The following is an 18510-nucleotide window of genomic DNA, read 5'->3' on the forward strand; positions in this document are numbered from 1 at the left end:
GCCGGGCATGGCAGGAACGGGCGCCCGCGTAATCGGCCTGTTGGATCGCCTGCATGATTCGACAGAACACACCGGGGAATACGCCTGCCATGACCGAATACCAGCTGCGGGCACCGGCGACCAGCGGCTCCAGGGCCAGTTCGTCGCCGCTGTAACCGATTTCCAGGTGCTCGCCGAACCGCTTTTGCAGGGCCAGATGACGCGCCTGTGCATCATGCGACGGTGCCGGCTGTTTCAGCGCGGTGATAGACGGGTGTTCGGCCAGCCGTGCGAGCAAGGTCGTGGTGAAGTCGAACCCGGTCGTACTAGGATTGTTATAAATACAGATCGGGCGATCGACGGCATCGGCGACCGCCAGGAAAAGGTGCTCGACCTCCACCTCGCGCAACGGGATATAGGAAACCGGCGCCAGTAGAAGACCGTCTGCGCCGAGCGCGCATGCCTGTTGCGCATGATGGTGAACGTCGGCCTGGGTCAATGCGCCGATACCGGCGATGATGGGCAGGCGCCCACCCACATGCGCTACGGCCGTTTCGATGACGTGCTGGCGCTGCCCGGCATTCAGATAGGCGTAGGATCCGGTGCTGCCCAATACGCCAATCGCATCGACACCGGACTGGACGAGCGGCTCGAGAATCGCCGCCAGTGCCTCGGTATCCACCCGGCCCGCACGATCCAGCGGCGTGATGGGAAAAGCGATCAGACCTTCGAAAACACCTGCGGTGCGATCGGTATGCCTGCCATTGCGATTCCGCGTGTCCACGCGCGGGCCTCGTTGCATAGGATCATTGATGCGGGCGTTCAGCCAGGCTGGCTTTCCCAGCGACCGACACCCATGAAGATCAACCGCAGCTGCTTTTCTGCTCGCAGCATCAGGGCATCGTCTTCCGCATTGTCCGGGTCGACGTCGAGAATGCGCTCGGAGAGGGTGATGACCGTATTGACCACGAGGTCCGAGATCACGCGCAGATCGTCCTGCGAAATATGCGAAAACTCGTCGAAGCGGGCCAGATCGGACGCCAGCGCATGGGTGAGCAGCACGATTTCGTTGTGAATGGCCTCGCGCATGGCCACCGTGCCCGCGAATCGCTCCTTGACCACGAACTGGAACAGCAGCCGATTGTCGCGCACGTAGTGGGCGAACAGCTCTACCGAATAGCGTACCAGCCCTTTCAGCGGCATGGAGGCGAGCGACGCATCCCCGAGAATCTGGCGCAGCGAACGGAAGGTGTCCTCGATCAGGGTCAGACCGAGCGCGTCAAGATCCTCGAAATGCCGATAGAAAGCGGTAGGAACCACGCCGGCCTGGCGTGCGATACGACGCAGCGAAATCGCCGAGAAGTTCGCTTCACTGGAGACGAGCTCGAGGGCGGCGTGCATGAGCGCTTCGCGCGCTTCGCCGCGACGCGGTGCGCCGCGCGCACGTGAATAGGGCACTTTCTCGTCGCGGCTCATGACGGGCGAGGGTCGGGGCATGGATGCATTACGGGCATGGGGAGCGACCTTAGCCGCTTGCGGGCCGCTTGAAAACAGCAGGCGGCGGCGCGTTGGAGCAGAATCGCAGAACGTGTTGTGAACAAGTGTTGACTTGGGGGTTGCGACCGACCTAAAGTGTACACGTGTTCACATTCATGAGGAAGTGTCGATGAACCCGGTCGTGAAGAAGGTCCTCGGTAGTTCGGTGGTCGGTGCGTTGACCAGCCCGCTGTCCGTGGACGACTATCTGGCCCTCATCGACGGGCGGCTGTCGCTCTCCGAGCCCCGGGGTCGGGTGATCCATGCCGTGCGCCAGACGCCGGATAGCGTGACCCTGTACATCGAGCCGAACGACAACTGGCAAGGCCATCGGCCGGGTCAGCACGTGCTGCTCGGCGTGGATCTCGACGGCGTGCGCCACAGCCGCTGTTTTTCCGTGGCCAGCGCGCCGGATCAGAAAACGCTGGAAATTACGGTCAAGCGTAACGGCGACGGTCGGGTGAGCAACTATCTGGTCGACCACGCCGCGCGCGGTCAGCTGGTCTATTTAAGCCCGGCCGAGGGCGACTTCTATCCCGAGCCGGGCACGGCCCAGCCGGCCCTGCTGCTCAGCGCCGGTAGCGGCATTACCCCGGTGATGAGCGTGCTGCGCCACTGGATCGCGAATGACCGGCTACGCGATGTGGTCTTCGTTCACTACGCCCGTACGCGCACGGACATGATCTATGCGGCTGAACTCGAAGCGCTCGCACAGCGCCAGCACGGGCTGCGGGTCGAAACGGTATTCACCGCCGACGGGGGCGACCGGATTAACGAGGCGTCGCTGCGGCGGCTGGTTCCCGATCTGGCTACGCGCGAGACCTGGCTGTGCGGCCCGGCGGGCTTCATGGACGTAGCCGACCCGCTGGTGGCAGCTGCCAGCGAATGGCCGCTGCATCGCGAACAGTTTGCGGCGACCCGCCGCGAAGCCGCCCACGGCGAAGGTTCGGTGCGTTTTCTCAAGAGCGATATCGCCGCCTCGGGCGAAAGCGGTTCGCTGCTGGAAGTGGCCGAGGGCGCGGGCCTGAAGCCCAACTACGGCTGTCGCATGGGCATCTGTCATGCCTGCAAGTGCCGCGTGGCCGAAGGCAGCGTACGCGACCTGCGCACCAACCGGGTTCGCGACGTGCGCGACAGCGACATACAGCTTTGTATCCACGCCGCCGCGGGCGACGTGGCGGTCGAACTCTAGTTCACGCGTTCGACCGCGGTTATAACTAATTCTCACGATCGACGCCACGGCGTCATGGAGTATCACATGGGTAAGCCCACACACCTGAGCAAGGCCGATATCGAAGCCTTCGGCCGCGAAATCGATGCGGTTCGTGACGAGGTCATGAATGATCTCGGTGAGCGCGATGCCCGCTATATCCGCAATATTCTCAAGACCCAGCGCTATAGCGAAGTCGCCGGTCGGGCGCTGCTGATGGCGGGTTTCCTGCCGCCCGCATGGCTCGGCGGCGTCGGACTGCTGTCGCTGTCCAAGATTCTCGAAAACATGGAGATCGGGCATAACGTGATGCACGGTCAGTGGGACTGGATGAACGATCCGTCCATCGACTCCGCGACCTACGATTGGGACAACACCTGCCCGGCCCATCAGTGGAAGCATTCGCACAACTACATGCACCACACCTTCACCAACATCGTCGATCTGGATCGCGATGTCGGCTACGGCATTCTGCGCATGAGCGAGGACCAGGCCTGGCGGCCCCAGCATCTCGCCCAGCCGTTGACCGCGGCCACTCTGGCCACCTTCTTCCAGTGGGGCGTTGCGCTGCACGATCTGGAAGTCGAGCGCCTGGGCAAGGACAAGACCTTCAAGGAAGCCGCCGTTCAGGCGCGCGAGATCTGGGCCAAGGCGCGCAAGCAGGTGCTCAAGGATTACGTGCTGTTTCCGGCGCTGGCCGGGCCGATGTTCGCGCCGGTGCTGGCAGGCAATATTACGGCCAACCTGAACCGCAACCTGTGGTCGTTCCTGATCATCTTCTGCGGGCATTTCACCGACGAGGTGGAAATGTTCGACGTGGAAGAAACCCGGGACGAAACCCGCGGCCAGTGGTATCTGCGCCAGCTCCTCGGTTCGTCCAACCTGACCGGCAGCGTGCCGTTTCATATCCTGTCGGGCCACCTGAGCTATCAGATCGAACATCATCTGTTCCCTGACATGCCGTCGCACCGCTATCGCGAGGTCGCGCCCAAGATTCAGGAAATCTGCGAGCGCTATGGTCTTAACTACAACACCGGACCGCTCACCAAGCAGTTCGGCGGCGTGGTCAAGCGCATTCTGCGCATGTCGTTGCCGCATCGTCGTAAACGCAATACGCTGGAGCCAACGACATCCACGGATGCGCCGGTTTATGCTAAAGCTGCTTGAAACACTCAAGGACTCGGCCGAGTCGAGCTTCGACTCGGCCGCGTTGCGCGTGGAAAACGTGCATCGCCTGATCGGCGGTTACGTCGTCGCGAGGGCGCGGCGTTTGCGTGGCCAGACAAAGCCCGAAGCGACACCGGCGAAAAACCCTGACGACGCCAGCATCTACGATGTGATTCGCGGCGTGAACCGGGAAATCGGCGAGTTCGGCACCGATATGTTCGAGATCATCGACGACGCCCGTGCCCGTCGCGAGGCAGAAAAGCAGGCGTCCTCGACGTCGTCGGACCGCGACGACTGATCGTCAAGCAGAGGCCCAGACGTGCGGCTTCGGCGTAGATTGCGCGGCGCTGGCGGCGAGTGTATCGCGGCGTGCCGTTCGAACGCGTCGGCGAGCCACGCCGAAAAGCGCAACCAAAGGACGAGCGCTTTTCGGTTCGCGGTGCTGCATGCGAACGCGTAAAATCGCCCGCCAGTGATAGCCGAGCGGGAACCCCAATGGCGATAACGGTGTTTAAGCGTCGATACGGGGCCATGCGGCTGTCCGGGCTCGTGCTGTGCGGGTTGTTGTGCTGCATGGCAGCGTCTGCCGTCGCCCAGGTCGCCGACGCCCAGCAAAGCATCGACAAGCGAATCGACGATCTGCGCAGTCGTGTCGATACCGTGCCCTCGCAAACCAATATGGATGCCGCGCTGCGCGAGCAGGTGGTGGATACCTACCGCGAGGCGATCTCATCGCTGGAAACCGCGCGCAACGCGCGCGAAGAAACGCGACGTATGCGTACCCAGGCCGAACAGGCCCCGGCACGTATTCGCGAGTTGACGGACGAACTCCAGCAGATCCAGACGCCGCCGGCGAGCGAAACGCTCAGCGACCTGTCGGCCAGCGCGCTCTCCAGCCGGGTCGATGCGACCAGTTCACGCCTGGCCGATAACCAGGCGCGACTGACCGATCTGCGTGACCAGCTCAATCGCCTTGCGCAGCGCCCGGATGCGGCGCGCGAAGCACTCGCTGACGCACGAGAGGCGCTACGGTCGCTGGACGGCGAAAGCAGTCCCATCGAGCGCGACCAACCCAGTCTGCTGGTGGAGGCGAAGAGCGCGGCACTGGCCGCGCGTCGCGAAGCGCTGACCGCCGAAATCGAGCGCCTTCAGCAGGAGATCAGCAGCCAGGATGAGCGCCAGCGCGAACTCGAAGCGCGACGCGCGCTCACCGAAGCGCGTCAGGCCTACGACACCGAATTGCTGGCCTCGCTTCAGCTGGCGCTCGGCCAGCGCCAGAATCAAAGCGCCATCGAGCTGCGCTCGGCCAGCGAAGACAAGCTCAGCGAGCTGCGTACCGCCGCCGAGCCGGTCAGCAACGCCGCGCAGCGCAACGTCGAGCTTGCCGACCAACTCACTCAGCTGACCACGCAAACGGAGTCGCTGACCAACGAACAGGTGCGTCAGCACACCCGGGTCGACGATATCCAGCGGCGGCTGAGCCTGGTTCAGCGCCAGCTGGAGATAGGCGGCTCCTCGGTGGCGTTGGGCGACGTCCTGCGTGCCCAGCGCCGCGAAGTCGCGCGCCCCGGGCTGCTCTCGGGGACCAGTCGTAGCACGACGGATACGACCCAGCCGCAGATCGCCTCGGCCGAACTGCAGCGCTTTCAGCTGCAACAGCAGCGCGCGGATCTGGAAGATATCGACCGGCGTGTGGCGCAGCTCATCGCCGAAAACCCCGATCTCAGCGAAGGCGAGCAGCAATCGCTGGCCGCGCTGCTACGCCATCGGCGCGAAATTCTTGATCTGCTGATCAGTGCCGAAGGCCGGTTCATCGAGATCGGACGGGATCTGCGACGGCTGTCGTCGGAATACAACCAGACCGTCGATTCATTCAATCGATTGCTCAACGAGCGTCTGTTCTGGCTCCCGTCGTTCGGCACCCTGGGCCTCGACTGGTTCGGCCGGGCGATCAACGATCTGCCCTGGGCATTCAAATGGTCGTCCTGGGCTGGCGTGCTGCAACGGCTGGTCGACGGTGTCCGGGCGCGGCCGTTCGTTACCGCGATCGGCGCGACGCTGATCGTTGCCCTGTTGCTGCTGCGCAGGCCGCTGCGCAGCCGTCTGCGGCGCCTGGCCGAGCCGGTCGGCAAGGTCCAGCACGATACCTTCTGGGTCACGCTGCGCGCGGCGCTTGCCACCGTATTGCTGTTCATACCGCCAGTGGCGACGCTCCTGCTGGCCGGTTATCTGGTGCGCACATCCGCCAACGGCGACGTGTTTACCACCGCGGTGGCGGAAGTGTTCATTCGGGTCGCGATTCTGGTGCTCTTTCTCGAGCCCTTTGCCCAGGTTTGTCGCAAGTACGGTCTGGCCGAGAGCCATTTCCAGTGGCCGGAAGAGGCCCGGCACGGCCTGTATCGGATGTTGCGCTGGCTGTTGGCGATGCTGCTCATTCCCACGATGCTGATCAGCTTTACCGAAGCCTTCGACGACGACAGCAAGCGTGAAACGATCGGCCGCGGCGCGTTCATGGCAAGTTCGCTGATGATCGCGGCCTTCTCGTGGCGCCTGTTGCATCCCACCCGCGGTGAACTCGCCGGGGTGATCAATCCGGAAGAGGGCTCGTCCTGGCGACTCGGCTATCTCTGGTTGCCGATCGCGGTGGGGCTGCCGCTGCTGTTGTTCGGGCTGGCGGGCATGGGCTACTACTACACCGCGTTACAGCTACAAAGTCGCTTCTTCTATTCGGCAGGTCTGCTGGGCGGCGGCTTCGTGCTGTATGCGCTGATCGTACGCTGGCTGACGGTTGCCGAGCGCCGGCTGGCACTCACGCGGGCGCTACGCCGGCGTGAAGAAGCACGGGAGGCTAGGGCCACCCGCGATGCCGCCGCCGCGGCCGGCGAGAGCACCCCGGAGAACCTCGATACGCTGGAAATCGATCTCGTCCAGATCAGCGAGCAGACCCGTGGCCTGATCAAGGTGGTGATCGCACTGCTGGCCATGGCCGCGCTATGGCTGATCTGGTCGGATACGCTGCCGGCCCTCCAGCTGCTGGATAACGTCACCCTCTGGCAATACGCCAACGAGGTCGATGGGCGGACCCAGCTCACCCAGGTCACCCTCGGCGCGCTGCTGCTTGCGCTTGCGCTGGGCGTGGTCACGGCACTGGCGGGGCGCAACCTGCCGGGCTTTCTGGAAATCACCGTCCTGCGGCGCTTTTCCATGGATGCGGGCAGTCGCTATGCCATGGCCACGCTTTTCCAGTATGCGATCGTAATCATCGGCATGCTCGGCGCGGTTGCGCTGATCGGCTTTCGCTGGTCGTCGATTCAGTGGCTGGTGGCGGCTGTCGGCGTGGGCCTGGGTTTCGGCTTGCAGGAAATCTTCGCCAACTTCGTCTCCGGTATCGTCATTCTGTTCGAACGCCCGGTGCGGGTGGGCGACACCGTAACCGTCGGCACGCTCACGGGCACGGTGTCGCGTATCCGTATTCGTGCCACCACGGTGACCGACTGGGACAACAAGGAAGTGGTGATCCCGAACAAGACGTTCATCACCGAAACCGTGATCAACTGGACGCTCACCGACGACATCACGCGCCTGATCCTGCGCGTGCATCTGGCCCTGGACACCGATACAGAGCTCGCCGAGAGGCTGATCATGGACGTCATCAAGGACGAGCCGGTGGCACTCGAGAATCCTGCGCCCACGGTGTTCTTCGTGGGTTACGACGACAGCGCGCTCATCTACGAAGCGCGTATCTTCTACCACGATCTGTACAACCTGCTGCCGCTGCAGCATGCGATCTACAAAGGCATGCACGCCGCGTTTCGGGCCAACGACGTGGTGGTCTCGTTTCCGCAGCAGGATCTGCACCTGCGCTCGGTCGACGATTCCTTTGCCAAGGTGTTCAAGGGGCCGCCGCAGGCCCAGGCCTCATCGTCGGAGGCGTACCAGAACGACCCGACGCCCCGCGGTAGTCGCTGAGCCGTCTCAGGGGGCGGGGCGGGGCCGGGGCAGACGCGCGTCAGACGGTGGCGTCTTCGGAATGAAGCTGGCGCGGCAGCGCCTCCGGATAGTAGGCATACAACCAGGTTTCGGCGATCTGGCGATCGCCGTAGCGTAGCGTTGCCTGAAGATCGACCGGGGTATTGTCGGGTGGCAGGGCGCCTTTCCAGTCGAAGAATACCCGCCAGCGGCCGGTTTGCTCGACATGCTGGACATAGGGATTCTCGATCCGGCCGTGGCTGGCATGCACGCTCGGCTGCGGCGGGTCGTCGTCGCTCAGCTGGTCGAGTGTGTCGCCCGCGAAATCGATGACGAACTTGCGTGCCAGCACCGACTGATCTTCATAGGTGCCCGGGGCGCCGGCTCGGCCCGTGCGCGTGGCCATGACCCGGGCCAGGGCCGGCGGATCGGGCTGATCGGCGCCCCAGTACAGGCGGTAGTCGAAATGCCACGCGTGGCCCGCTGCGGCCTTGCCCGCCGGTACCCAGAAAACGTTGATGTTGTCGTAGACCTCTTCGTCCGTGGGCAGTTCGAGCAGGCCGACATGACCACGACCCCAGTCGTGCAGCGGCTCGACCCAGAGGCTGGGGCGGTTTTCGAAGGCGACGTCCGGATCCTGATAGTGATCGAACACGCGATCGCGCTGGAGCAGGCCAAAGCCTTTCGGACTGTTGTCCTGAAAGGCGCTGTACTGGCTGCGCGGCGGATTCACCAGGGCACGCCAGAGTCGCTGGTTATCGCCGGTGGTCATGGCGAGCCCGTCGCTGTCGTGGATTTCCGGGCGCCAGTCGACGCCGCGGCGGGCGTTGGTTTCGGAAAACCAGAACATGCTGGTCAAAGGGGCAATGCCCAGGCGCTGGACATCGCGACGCTGGAACAGCCGGGTCTCGATATCAAGGATCACGTCGTTCGGCCGGCTCAGCACGATGCGATACGCGCCCGTGACGTGCTCGCCTTCGAGCAGCGCACAAATCGTAATGGTCGTCGCGTTCGGCTCGGGTTTTATCAGCCAGTACTGGCTGAAGTCGGGAAACGCCTCGTCATTGCCGTAGCCGGTATCGACTGCCACGCCTCGGGCCGACAGACCGTACTGATCAAGGCCGCCCGGGCTGCGAAAGTAGCTGGCGCCCTTGAACGCCAGCCATTCGCCGGCTGGATCGCCGCGGCCGAGCATGCGAAAGCCCGAGAACCCGAGATCGGCCGGCAGGCGTTCGGCCAGCGCCGGGTCGTCGTAGCGAAACAGATCGCTGTCGTAGGCAATACGTCGGCTACGGCCGGACTCGACCACATGGATCGCCACCGGCGTGCGGGCGTTCTGGTCCAGATGAAAAAACTCGACCGTGACCGGCGTCGCGTCATCGGCCCAGAGTGCGGCCTCCTTGCGGGTATGAATACCCATGAAGGCTTCATAGCCGATCTCGTCCAGCAGCTGCCCATAGCGCTCATCGGGCGCGTGATAGGGCTGCTGCGACAGGGCGCGCGCATGCGCAACCAGGGCCTCGAAATCGAAGGCTTCGCCGTCGGCCGGCAGCGCCGCTGCTGTATCGGCTCGGGCCCAGGCCGGCAAAAAAGAAACGCCTGCGAGTGCCGTTGCCGACACAAGCAGGCGTCTTCTGCTGCGATCAATTGTCATGCGTCGTGGCCCGGCACGAAGGCCGTATCGGGCAACTAGGCCGCAGTGACCATCGCGCCCCGTAGCTTCTTGATTGCCGCGACCTCGAGCTGGCGGATACGCTCGGCCGAGACCTGGTACTTGTCGCCAAGCTCCTGCAGGCCGATCTTGCCGTCTTCCCGCAGCCAGCGGCTTTCGAGAATGTCCCGGCTACGATCGTCGAGCTGGGTCATGGCGCGCGACAGATTCGCGTGCTGATAGGTCTGCCAGTCGCCGTTCTCGATATCCGAGGCCGGGTCATAGCCGTCGTCGGCGGCCAGATAGTCCTCGGGCGCGTAGCTGTCTTCATCGTTGGCCGACGGCAGCGCGTTGTAGGACGTATCACCGCCCGACAGGCGACGCTCCATCTGCAGCACGGTCTCCGGCTTGACGCCGAGATCGCCGGCCACGGCCTGGACTTCCTTGTCGTTCATCCAGCCCAGGCGCTTCTTGGAGCTGCGCAGGTTGAAGAACAGCTTGCGCTGCGCCTTGGTCGTGGCGACCTTGACGATACGCCAGTTGCGCAGGATGAACTCGTGGATTTCGGCACGAATCCAGTGCACGGCGAAGGAAATCAGGCGTACGCCGACGTCCGGGTCGAAGCGCTTGACTGCCTTCATCAAGCCGATGTTGCCTTCCTGGACCAGATCGGCCAGCGGCAGGCCGTAGCCCGAGTAGCCGCGGGCAACGTGTACCACGAAACGCAGGTTGGACAGAATCAGCTTCTGGGCCGCCTGGATATCGCCGTCGTCACGCAGCTTGCGCGCGAGCTGCTGCTCGTCGTCGACCTCCAGCACCGGAATACTCGAAACGGCCTGCAGGTAGGAATCGATACTGCCCGACGAAAGCGTCGGCAGGTTCATCTTTGCGGGGGAAAGAGAGATATCGTTAGCCATGTGCAAAGCCTCCTTGGGACTTTTGCGTATTACAGCCAGTCTAGCAAAAATTGGCGGCTGTTGATGCTGCAATCATAGGAATGACGTTAAGACCTCGGTGCAAACGTTAGGTTCCCTCTATCGCGGCTCGATTGCCGCCAGACGGCGGTTCACGGTGAGTACACAGCCCAGCCAGCCCAGGGCCACGCCGATGCCGAGCAGCATCAGCACGCCATCGAAGCCCAGTCCGTGCACCGCCATGGCGCCGTCGTAGGAGCGGGTGAGTGCGCCCAGCGGCTGGGCCAGGGCAAGAAAACAGATGCCCAGCAGCACCAGTGCCAGCACGGCGCCGATCAGCCCGTACCAGAAGCCGCTGTAGAGAAACGGCCGGCGAATGAAGGCATCCGAGGCGCCAAGCAGCTTCATGACCTCGATCTCCTCGCGCCGGTTTTCGATATCCAGCCGGATCGTGTTGCCAACGATGAACAGCACCGCCGCCGACAGCAGCAGGCCGATCACCCAGGCCGATCGCTCGATCACGGACAGAATGGCATACAGGCGCTCGAGCCACGCCTGATCGAGTTCCGCGCGGGCCACGCCGGGTTCGTCCTCAAGCGATACCAGCAGGGCGCCGATCTCGGCGCGCGACATATCCGAACGCGGATTGATGGTGATCACGGCCGGTAGCGGATTGTCCTCGAGCGCATCCAGGGCCGCGCCGAAGCCGGACGACTCGCGAAATTGCTCCAGGCCCGCCTGGGCGGATATATAGGTACTGGCATCGACATCGTCGCGCGCGCCCAGTCGCTCGGCCAGGGCCTGCCCGTCGCTGATCGACAGATCGTCCTGCAGATACAGCGATGCCTGTACCGCGCGATGCCAGCTCTGCGAGAGCGTGTCGAGGTTGCTCATCAGCACGTACAGCCCGGCCGGCAAGGCCAGGGCAATACCGATGACCGTGGCCGTGAGCAGGCTTGCCAGCCAGCGCCGGTAAAGCCGGCCGAGGCTTTCGATCAGACAGCGCGCATGCGAACTCATCCATCCCTGTGCCGGTGCGGCCAGGGTGCTGGGCAGGCTGCGCCGGCGGTTGCTCTGGGCCGCGCTGCGGGTCGGTTGGTCGCTGCTGCGTGCCATGGGGCTAGCCGTCCTCCAGGTGACCGTGATCCAGGCGAATCCGGCGATGGCCCATGCGTTCGACCAGGTCGATGGCATGGGTGGCGATCATGATGCTGGTGCCGGCCTCGTTCAGGCGCATGAACAGGCGCATGATATCGGCCGACAGAGCGGGGTCCAGATTGCCGGTCGGTTCGTCGGCGAGCAGCAGATAGGGCCGGTCGACCACGGCGCGGGCGATGCCCACCCGTTGCTGTTCGCCGCCGGAAAGCGTGATCGGGAACTTGCGCTCGTGCGAGAGCAGGCCGACCGTGTCGAGTGCGGCTCGCACCCGCCGGGCGATATCGGCACGGCCCAGGCCGCGAATGACCAGCGGCAGCGCCACGTTGTCGAATACGGTGCGATCGAACAACAGATTGTAGTTCTGAAAGATCAGGCCCAGGCGCTGACGATAGCGCGGGATCTGACGACGCTTGACCGCCGCCAGGTTGGTACCGTTGATCACCACCTGGCCACGCGTCGGACGCTCGATCAGACCGATGAGTTTCATCAGCGTCGATTTGCCGGCCCCGGAATGGCCGGTCAGAAACGCCATCTCGCCGCGCTCCAGATGCAGCGATATGCCATCGAGCGCGATCTTGCCGCCGGGATAGCGTTTGACGACGTTTTTGAAGGCGACGATATCGGTCATGGGCGAAACACGGGCAGCGCTACTTGCTGCGATCGAACAGGGCGTCCATGAAGTGCTCGGATTCGAACACCCCAAGATCCTCGACTTTCTCGCCGATGCCGATGAAACGCAACGGCAGCCCCAGACGCTTGGCGATCGCGAACACGATGCCGCCCGAGGCGGTGCCGTCGAGTTTGGTGATGGTAATGCCGGTCAGGCCGACCGCTTCATGGAAGGCGACCGCCTGCTGCAATGCATTGCCGCCGGTGGTGGCATCCACCACCAGCATGACCTCGTGCGGGGCGAATTCGTCCTGTTTGCCCAGCACACGCTTGATCTTCTTGAGTTCGTCCATGAGGTGGCCCTGCGTATGCAGGCGGCCGGCCGTATCCGCGATCAATACGTCGATACCGCGCGCCTTGGCGCGCGCGAACGCGTCGAACACCACCGAAGCCGAGTCCGCGCCGCTGCCCTGGGCGACCACCGGCACATGGTTGCGCTCGCCCCAGCCCTGCAACTGTTCGACCGCCGCCGCTCGGAAGGTATCGCCGGCGGCGAGCATCACCGACTGGCCGGCGTCCTGGAATTTCTTGGCCAGCTTGCCGATGGTGGTGGTCTTGCCCACGCCGTTGACGCCCACCATGAGGATCACGAACGGGCGCGTGTGCTCGGGAATGGTCAGCGGCTCTTCGCAGGGGGTGAGAATCGCGCCCAGGTGTTCGCGCAGCGCCTTGCCCAGATCCTTGCCGGTACGCAGGCGCCCGCCGTCGAACATCACCTGCAGGCGGTGCATGACCTGACCGGTGGCCTCGACGCCGACATCGGCCAGCAGCAGCTGGGTTTCGAGTTCGTCGAGCGCATCCTGGTCGACGGTTTCGCCGGGCAGCAGATTGCGCAGGTCGTAGGTCAGCCACGAGTCGCCCTTGTTGAGGCTGGCTCGCATACGGGTGAAAAAACCCGGTTGCTTGAGTTTGGAGGACTTGCGCGCCTTGGGATCGACGTTGGCCATGGAGAATGCGCTGCTTGGGCTGTGAAACGTGGACGAAACGCTGCACGCAATCGCTGCGAACAACGACGGCGCAGGTTACGGATCGGGCGTTACTTTAGCATCGCCCGCGGCTCGGGGCGTGTCGATGAGTACGATCGTCTCTTCATCGGTTTTGACGACCCGTGACTCTACGCCGGCCGCGTCGAGATCGGCGACCAGGGCGGCCTGGGCCGCGGCATAGCGATGCTGGTCGGCCGCGGTGGCGAGTAGATGAAAGCGCTGGGTGACACGCTGGATATCGGTCATGCCCACCCACAGGGGGCGCCGGTCGGAGTCTCGCTCGCGCCCGGTCGGCCAGAGCCGCAGAACCCGGCGGCTGTGCTGCGTATCGGGCGCGTCGTGTACCAGCGTCAGCGTCGGCTGTCGCCCGTCATGGATACGCGGTAGCACCGCCAACTGCCGGATATCGCTATCGCTGACCAGCCAGTGCAGCGGCTGGCTCATGCCCAGCGCCGGCGCGGGCTGCCAGCCGGCCTTGCCGAGCAGGCGGCGAAGTTCCGGCGCGTGCGCGGCTACTTGCACATTCAGGGGCGCGCTGTCGCGCCCGGCAAGATCCTTGATACGGGCCTCAAGCTGGTGATAACCGTCGATATCCCAGCGCGCCACCAGATCGGGGGTGCGTTGGGCTTCGGCCTTGGCCCAGGCGCGATAGGTGGTATCCGGCAGAATGCCGGCGACCACCGCGATCATGCCAAAGCCGGCGAGCACGGTAAGTACCGGCGCACCGCCTACGCGTGCCGGGCGCTGGCGGCGATAGCTGAGCACCAGCATGTTCAGCCAGACGAAGGCGATCGCCAGTCCGATGAGCAGATCGCTGGCCCAGTCCAGGCCCAGATAGAGGCGTGCCAGGGCCAGCAGCACCACGCCGGCCACGGTCAGCGAGTGATAGTAGGGCCGTGCGGTCAACGGCTGGCCGGCCGCAATCATGAGCCCGGCCATGCCGTAGACGGTGGCACAGAGGATGAGATCCTGACCGCCGCCGGCCAGAAACAGCGGGTCGGTTGCATCGCCGTGGAAATAATCGCTGGGGGCCGGAATAGCCAGCCACCAGCGCAGCCCCAGCGTGACCAGCGCCGAAAAGCCCAGTGCCACGACCCAGTGGGTGGCCGCACGGCCGTTGCCCATCACCGCGAGCACCGCCGCCAGTACCATCGCGAAAGGCACATAGATCAGTGGCGAACCCATCTGCGCGATGGCAAAGGCGATCTGGTCGGATATCGGTGTCTGCAGGCTCTGAACGATGTAGAAAGCCAGCGCATCGAAGCGGCCGGGGAAGACCGGGCGTTGCCAGCCCCACATCAGCAGATAGGCCAGGGCGGTCGCCAAAAGCAACACGCCGGCGCCGATTGCTAGGGCCGGGATCTCGGGCTGGCGCGGGTCGGCCAGGGCGTTGCCCAGGCGCCCGCGTCGTCGATGGCGCCGGCTCCAGGCAAGCAGCCGGCCGGCATAGCGATGCAGGGCCACACGACCGGCGACCAGCACGAAGCGTACGCCGACGGTGGTGATCCAGACGATGGCGACCACCGCTACCAGCAGGATCGCCAGGCGCGTGGCGACCTGGGCAGCCAGATCCAGCGATGCGCCGAACACCACGCCCGGCAGGATATAACAGGGCGCCCAGATCGCAGTCGCGATCAGGTCCATGATTACGAAGCGGGTCGTCGACAGCCCTGCCGCGCCTGCCACGGTGGGCACCACCGGACGCAGCGCACCGATCAAGCGCCCCATGATGATGGCCTTGCCGCCATGATCGGCCAGAAAACGTTCGCCGCGTGCCACCAACGTCGGTGCACGCGCGAAGCCGGGCAGGGACGATATCCGCCCGCGATAGCGTCGGCCGAGGGCGAAACTGGCGCCGTCGCCCACCAGCGTGCCGATGATGGCCACCGCGAACGTGGCGCCCAGCGGCAACAGATTGGCGCCGATCAGGGCGCCGAAGGCGAACATGAACAGCGCGCCGGGCACCAGCAGGCCAAACAGAAACAGCGACTCGCCGAGAGCAACCGCAAAGACCAGTGCAAGCGCGGCCAGCGGATGGGCCTGCACCCAGGCAAGCAGGGCGGCAAACAACTCGTGTCCCATGCGTCAGCCCCTGCCAGCCGAGCGCAAAAAACCGTGCCTTATCGTTCGCGACCGGCCAATCGGCGGCCGGTCGCCGGCTCGCCTGTGCATGGGCTGTGCCGGTTTATAGACGGCCGTTACCCAGGCAGCGCCCATGCACGACATTTCAGGATGCCGGCCCGTTCAATCGCGCGCGAGCGCGGCGAACGCTGCATCGGCCGCATCCAGGGTACGCGCGATCGCAACGTTGTCATGGGCATGCGAGATGAAGGCCGCCTCGAACGCCGACGGGGCCAGATATACGCCGTGATCGAGCATTTCGTGGAAGAAACGCGAGAAGGCTTCGGTATTGCAGGCGGCCACGTCGTCGAAGCGGCTGACCTGCTTGGCGTCGGTGAAGAACATGCCGAACATGGCCCCCACGCGCTGGGTCATGAACGGGACGCCGTGCTTGGCCGCACGTTCGTCGAGGCCGGCGAGCAGCGTGTCCAGCTGCGGCTCGATGGCCTTGTGGACGGCGCCGTCCTTGAGTCGCGACAGCGTGGCGATACCGGCGGCCATGCCGAGCGGATGGCCGCTCAGCGTGCCGGCCTGATAGACCGGACCGGTCGGTGCCAGGGTTTCCATGACCTTGGTCGGGCCGCCGACCGCGCCCACGGGCATGCCGCCGCCCACGATCTTGCCCAGCGCGGTCACGTCCGGGGTGACGCCGAAATGTGCCTGGGCACAGCCGGGATGCACGCGAAAGCCGGTCATGACCTCGTCGAAGATCAGCAGCGCGCCGTAGCGATCGCACAGTTCGCGCAGGCCTTCGAGAAAGCCTTCGGCCGGCGGCACGCAGTTCATGTTGCCGGCGACCGGCTCGACCATCACGCAGGCGATATCGTCGCCGTGCGCATCGAATGCCTGTACGACCGAATCCAGATCGTTATAGGTCGCCGACAGGGTGTCTTCGACCACCGCCTGGGGCACGCCCGGCGAGCCGGGAATGCCGAGCGTGAGTGCGCCGGAACCGGCATCCACGAGCAGGGCATCGACGTGGCCGTGGTAGTTGCCCTTGAATTTGAGGATCTTCTTGCGGCCGGTATAGCCGCGCGCCAGGCGCAGGGCGGTCATGGCGGCTTCGGTGCCGGAGTTGACCATGCGCACCGACTCGATCGAGTCGACCATGGAACACACCAGTTCCGCGAGCTCGGTTTCCAGGCCGGTGGGCGCGCCGAAGGACAGCCCCTTGGCCGCCTGCTTTTGTACCGCGTCGACCACGTCGGGATGGGCATGGCCGAGAATCATGGGCCCGAACGAGCCCACATAGTCGACGTACTCATTGCCGTCGACGTCGTAGATATAGGCCCCTCTGGCGCGCTCGATGAAGGCGGGGGTGCCGCCGACGCCGGCAAAGGCGCGCACCGGCGAATTCACGCCCCCGGGCGTTACCCGCGAGGCGCGTTCGAACAGTTGGGCTGAACGCGGACCGGGGCGCTGCCACTGTGTCTCGGATGCGCTCATCGAAAATACTCCTGCGAAGATTGAACCATGCGAGCTGACCGGTTAGCCGGCCCGCTGAAAAAGAGCCGCCAGGGCCTGCGCCGCCGCGCCGCTGTCGGGGGCATGAAACAGCGCGCCGGACACGGCGATCAGGTCGGCGCCGGCGGCAATGATATCGGCTGCGTTCTCCTGGTCTATACCGCCGATCGCCACGACCGGTACGCCGAGCGTGCGTGCCTGTGCAAGCACGGCCGGGTCGGCGCGCGGCGCATCGGGTTTGGTGGCCGAATCGAAGAAGCGACCGAAGCTGACATAGCTGGCACCTTCGGCGATGCCCGCGCGGGCCCGTTCGATCGCGCCGGAACAGCTGACGCCGATGATGGCATCGTCGCCTAGGGCGGCGCGCGCGCTCGCCAGGCTGCCGTCGCTCTGGCCTAGGTGTACGCCGTCGGCGGCGACGGCCTGAGCCAGACGCCAGTCGTCGTTGACGATCAGGCCTGCGTCATAGGCCCGCGTCAGCGCACGTAGCTCGCCGAGCAGCCTGGCATCGGGCGCGCCGGCGCGCTTGTCGCGGTATTGCAGCCAGACGGCCCCGCCGGCGAGCACCGCCTCCACGCGTTCGAGCGCGTTGTCGGCGAGCGTGGTGCGGTCGTAAATGGCATACAGCCCGCGCACGCTCACGGTGTTCCAGTCACGATACGCGCGGGAATACGCTGGCCGCCGCCGGCGGCAAAGGCTCGTTCCAGGGTTTCCCAGGTGTACTGCTGGGCATGCTGCAAGGCTTCATCGGGGCTGTGGCCGAGCGCGATTCGGGCGGCAACCGCACTTGCCAGGGTGCAGCCGGAGCCGTGAAATACGCCGTCGATGCGTGGCCACTGATAGCGTTGCATCGCGCGACCGCGCGCGTAGCGGCGGTTGACGACTTCAACGCCGCCTTCGTCGCCGCCGGTAATCAGCACGTTGGGGGTGCGTTCGCTCAGGGCTTCGCCGCAGCGATCCAGATCGATTTCACCAGCGCATAGCGCGCGCGCCTCGCGGGCGTTGGGCGTGATCGCGCAGGCGCGCTCGAACAGTGTGTCCTGTAGCGCCTGGCCTACCGTGTCGTCGGCGAGGGTGCCGCCGCCGGCGGCGACCAGCACGGGGTCGATCACCAGCGGCGTATCGCCCAGCCGATCCATCAGCCTGGCAATGATCGCAACATGCTCGGCACTCGCGATGACGCCGAGCTTGACGGCGTCGATGTGCATATCCGCAACGACCGCATCCAGGCACTGGGCAAAGAAGTCCGAGGCGACCGGCTTTACGCCATACACATTGTGTGTGTCCTGGCAGGTGAGCAGGGAAATCACCGTGGCTGCGTGTACCCCGTGTGCGGCCGCCGCCTCGATGTCGGCCTGAATGCCCGCGCCGCCGCTCGGATCGTGCCCCGCAATGACCAGAATATTGGGTCGTTTCATGGCGGCGAGTCTAACATTCGTGGCGAACCGCTTTGTGTTATGCACAACGGAAAATGGGGTCGTGCAATCGCCTGCAAAAATTTTTTTGCAGCTCGTATCGCCTAGGCCGGCTTCGGCGCCAAGTGGCTGATATTAAATGTCTGTGTCGGTTTGGTTACGAAATCGCCGCTTTGGCGAAACCGTTGAATATATGCCGCTTGAGAGGGGTTATAGAAACTGTTTCCACAGAGTTATCCACAGGCTCTGTGTATTTCTTCGCTTTCGCGTT

At 64.6% G+C, this 18510-nt stretch carries 15 protein-coding genes; 4 read left to right on the forward strand and 11 right to left on the reverse strand.

From position 1 onward, the window contains the following. On the reverse strand, window positions 1-763 hold a 763-nt coding region (locus tag ABNU97_RS07635), incomplete at its 3' end, for a dihydrodipicolinate synthase family protein (RefSeq protein ID WP_348766146.1). A 38-nt stretch (window positions 764-801) separates the two neighbouring features. Continuing rightward, window positions 802-1476: a TetR family transcriptional regulator gene (locus ABNU97_RS07640; protein WP_348766147.1), complete on the reverse strand. Its 675-nt coding sequence runs from the start codon at window positions 1474-1476 to the stop codon at window positions 802-804. 169 nt (window positions 1477-1645) lie between these two features. Between ABNU97_RS07640 and ABNU97_RS07645 the strand changes: the two genes are divergently transcribed. The 4 genes from ABNU97_RS07645 to ABNU97_RS07660 all read left to right on the forward strand — a co-directional run bounded on the left by ABNU97_RS07645 (window position 1646) and on the right by ABNU97_RS07660 (window position 7861). Beyond that, the gene (locus tag ABNU97_RS07645; protein ID WP_348766148.1) at window positions 1646-2707 is read left to right on the forward strand and encodes a ferredoxin reductase; all 1062 of its coding nucleotides are present in this window, start codon (window positions 1646-1648) and stop codon (window positions 2705-2707) included. Between the two features lie 66 nt (window positions 2708-2773). Next, on the forward strand, window positions 2774-3892 hold the full coding sequence (locus tag ABNU97_RS07650) for an acyl-CoA desaturase (RefSeq protein ID WP_348766149.1): 1119 nt from the start codon (window positions 2774-2776) through the stop codon (window positions 3890-3892). Continuing rightward, window positions 3876-4190 carry a hypothetical protein gene (locus ABNU97_RS07655; protein WP_348766150.1) on the forward strand — a complete coding sequence of 105 codons (315 nt, stop codon included), beginning with the start codon at window positions 3876-3878 and terminating at the stop codon, window positions 4188-4190. Before ABNU97_RS07650 ends, ABNU97_RS07655 begins: the two co-directional genes overlap by 17 nt. A 275-nt stretch (window positions 4191-4465) precedes the next feature. Further along, on the forward strand, window positions 4466-7861 hold the full coding sequence (locus ABNU97_RS07660) for a mechanosensitive ion channel domain-containing protein (protein WP_348766151.1): 3396 nt from the start codon (window positions 4466-4468) through the stop codon (window positions 7859-7861). Window positions 7862-7901: 40 nt separating this feature from the next. Here ABNU97_RS07660 and ABNU97_RS07665 read toward each other — a convergent pair whose 3' ends face one another. From ABNU97_RS07665 to ABNU97_RS07705, 9 genes are all read right to left on the reverse strand, one after another. After that, the gene (locus ABNU97_RS07665) at window positions 7902-9449 is read right to left on the reverse strand and encodes a glucan biosynthesis protein (protein WP_348766152.1); all 1548 of its coding nucleotides are present in this window, start codon (window positions 9447-9449) and stop codon (window positions 7902-7904) included. Window positions 9450-9550: 101 nt separating this feature from the next. Continuing rightward, window positions 9551-10429 (reverse strand): RNA polymerase sigma factor RpoH, encoded by an 879-nt coding sequence (gene rpoH, locus ABNU97_RS07670; RefSeq protein ID WP_348766153.1) that lies wholly within the window; start codon window positions 10427-10429, stop codon window positions 9551-9553. 117 nt (window positions 10430-10546) lie between these two features. After that, entirely contained in the window at window positions 10547-11542 is a 996-nt protein-coding gene (ftsX, locus tag ABNU97_RS07675) for a permease-like cell division protein FtsX (RefSeq protein WP_348766154.1), read from the reverse strand. A 4-nt stretch (window positions 11543-11546) separates the two neighbouring features. After that, entirely contained in the window at window positions 11547-12212 is a 666-nt protein-coding gene (gene ftsE / locus ABNU97_RS07680) for a cell division ATP-binding protein FtsE (RefSeq protein WP_348766155.1), read from the reverse strand. Between the two features lie 19 nt (window positions 12213-12231). Continuing rightward, window positions 12232-13200 (reverse strand): signal recognition particle-docking protein FtsY, encoded by a 969-nt coding sequence (ftsY, locus tag ABNU97_RS07685; RefSeq protein ID WP_348766156.1) that lies wholly within the window; start codon window positions 13198-13200, stop codon window positions 12232-12234. A 75-nt stretch (window positions 13201-13275) separates the two neighbouring features. Then, window positions 13276-15321, reverse strand: a complete 2046-nt coding sequence (locus tag ABNU97_RS07690) for a VTT domain-containing protein (RefSeq protein ID WP_348766157.1) — start codon at window positions 15319-15321, stop codon at window positions 13276-13278. Between the two features lie 162 nt (window positions 15322-15483). Beyond that, window positions 15484-16806: a glutamate-1-semialdehyde 2,1-aminomutase gene (gene hemL, locus ABNU97_RS07695; protein ID WP_348766158.1), complete on the reverse strand. Its 1323-nt coding sequence runs from the start codon at window positions 16804-16806 to the stop codon at window positions 15484-15486. Between the two features lie 42 nt (window positions 16807-16848). Beyond that, window positions 16849-17466 carry a thiamine phosphate synthase gene (thiE, locus tag ABNU97_RS07700; RefSeq protein WP_348766159.1) on the reverse strand — a complete coding sequence of 206 codons (618 nt, stop codon included), beginning with the start codon at window positions 17464-17466 and terminating at the stop codon, window positions 16849-16851. Continuing rightward, window positions 17463-18242 carry a hydroxymethylpyrimidine/phosphomethylpyrimidine kinase gene (locus ABNU97_RS07705; protein ID WP_348766160.1) on the reverse strand — a complete coding sequence of 260 codons (780 nt, stop codon included), beginning with the start codon at window positions 18240-18242 and terminating at the stop codon, window positions 17463-17465. Before ABNU97_RS07705 ends, thiE begins: the two co-directional genes overlap by 4 nt. Window positions 18243-18510: the final 268 nt, after the last annotated feature.

Origin of the sequence: uncultured Salinisphaera sp. (genome assembly GCF_964012375.1) — a bacterium.
In the GTDB taxonomy this organism is placed as follows: Bacteria; Pseudomonadota; Gammaproteobacteria; order Nevskiales; family Salinisphaeraceae; genus Salinisphaera.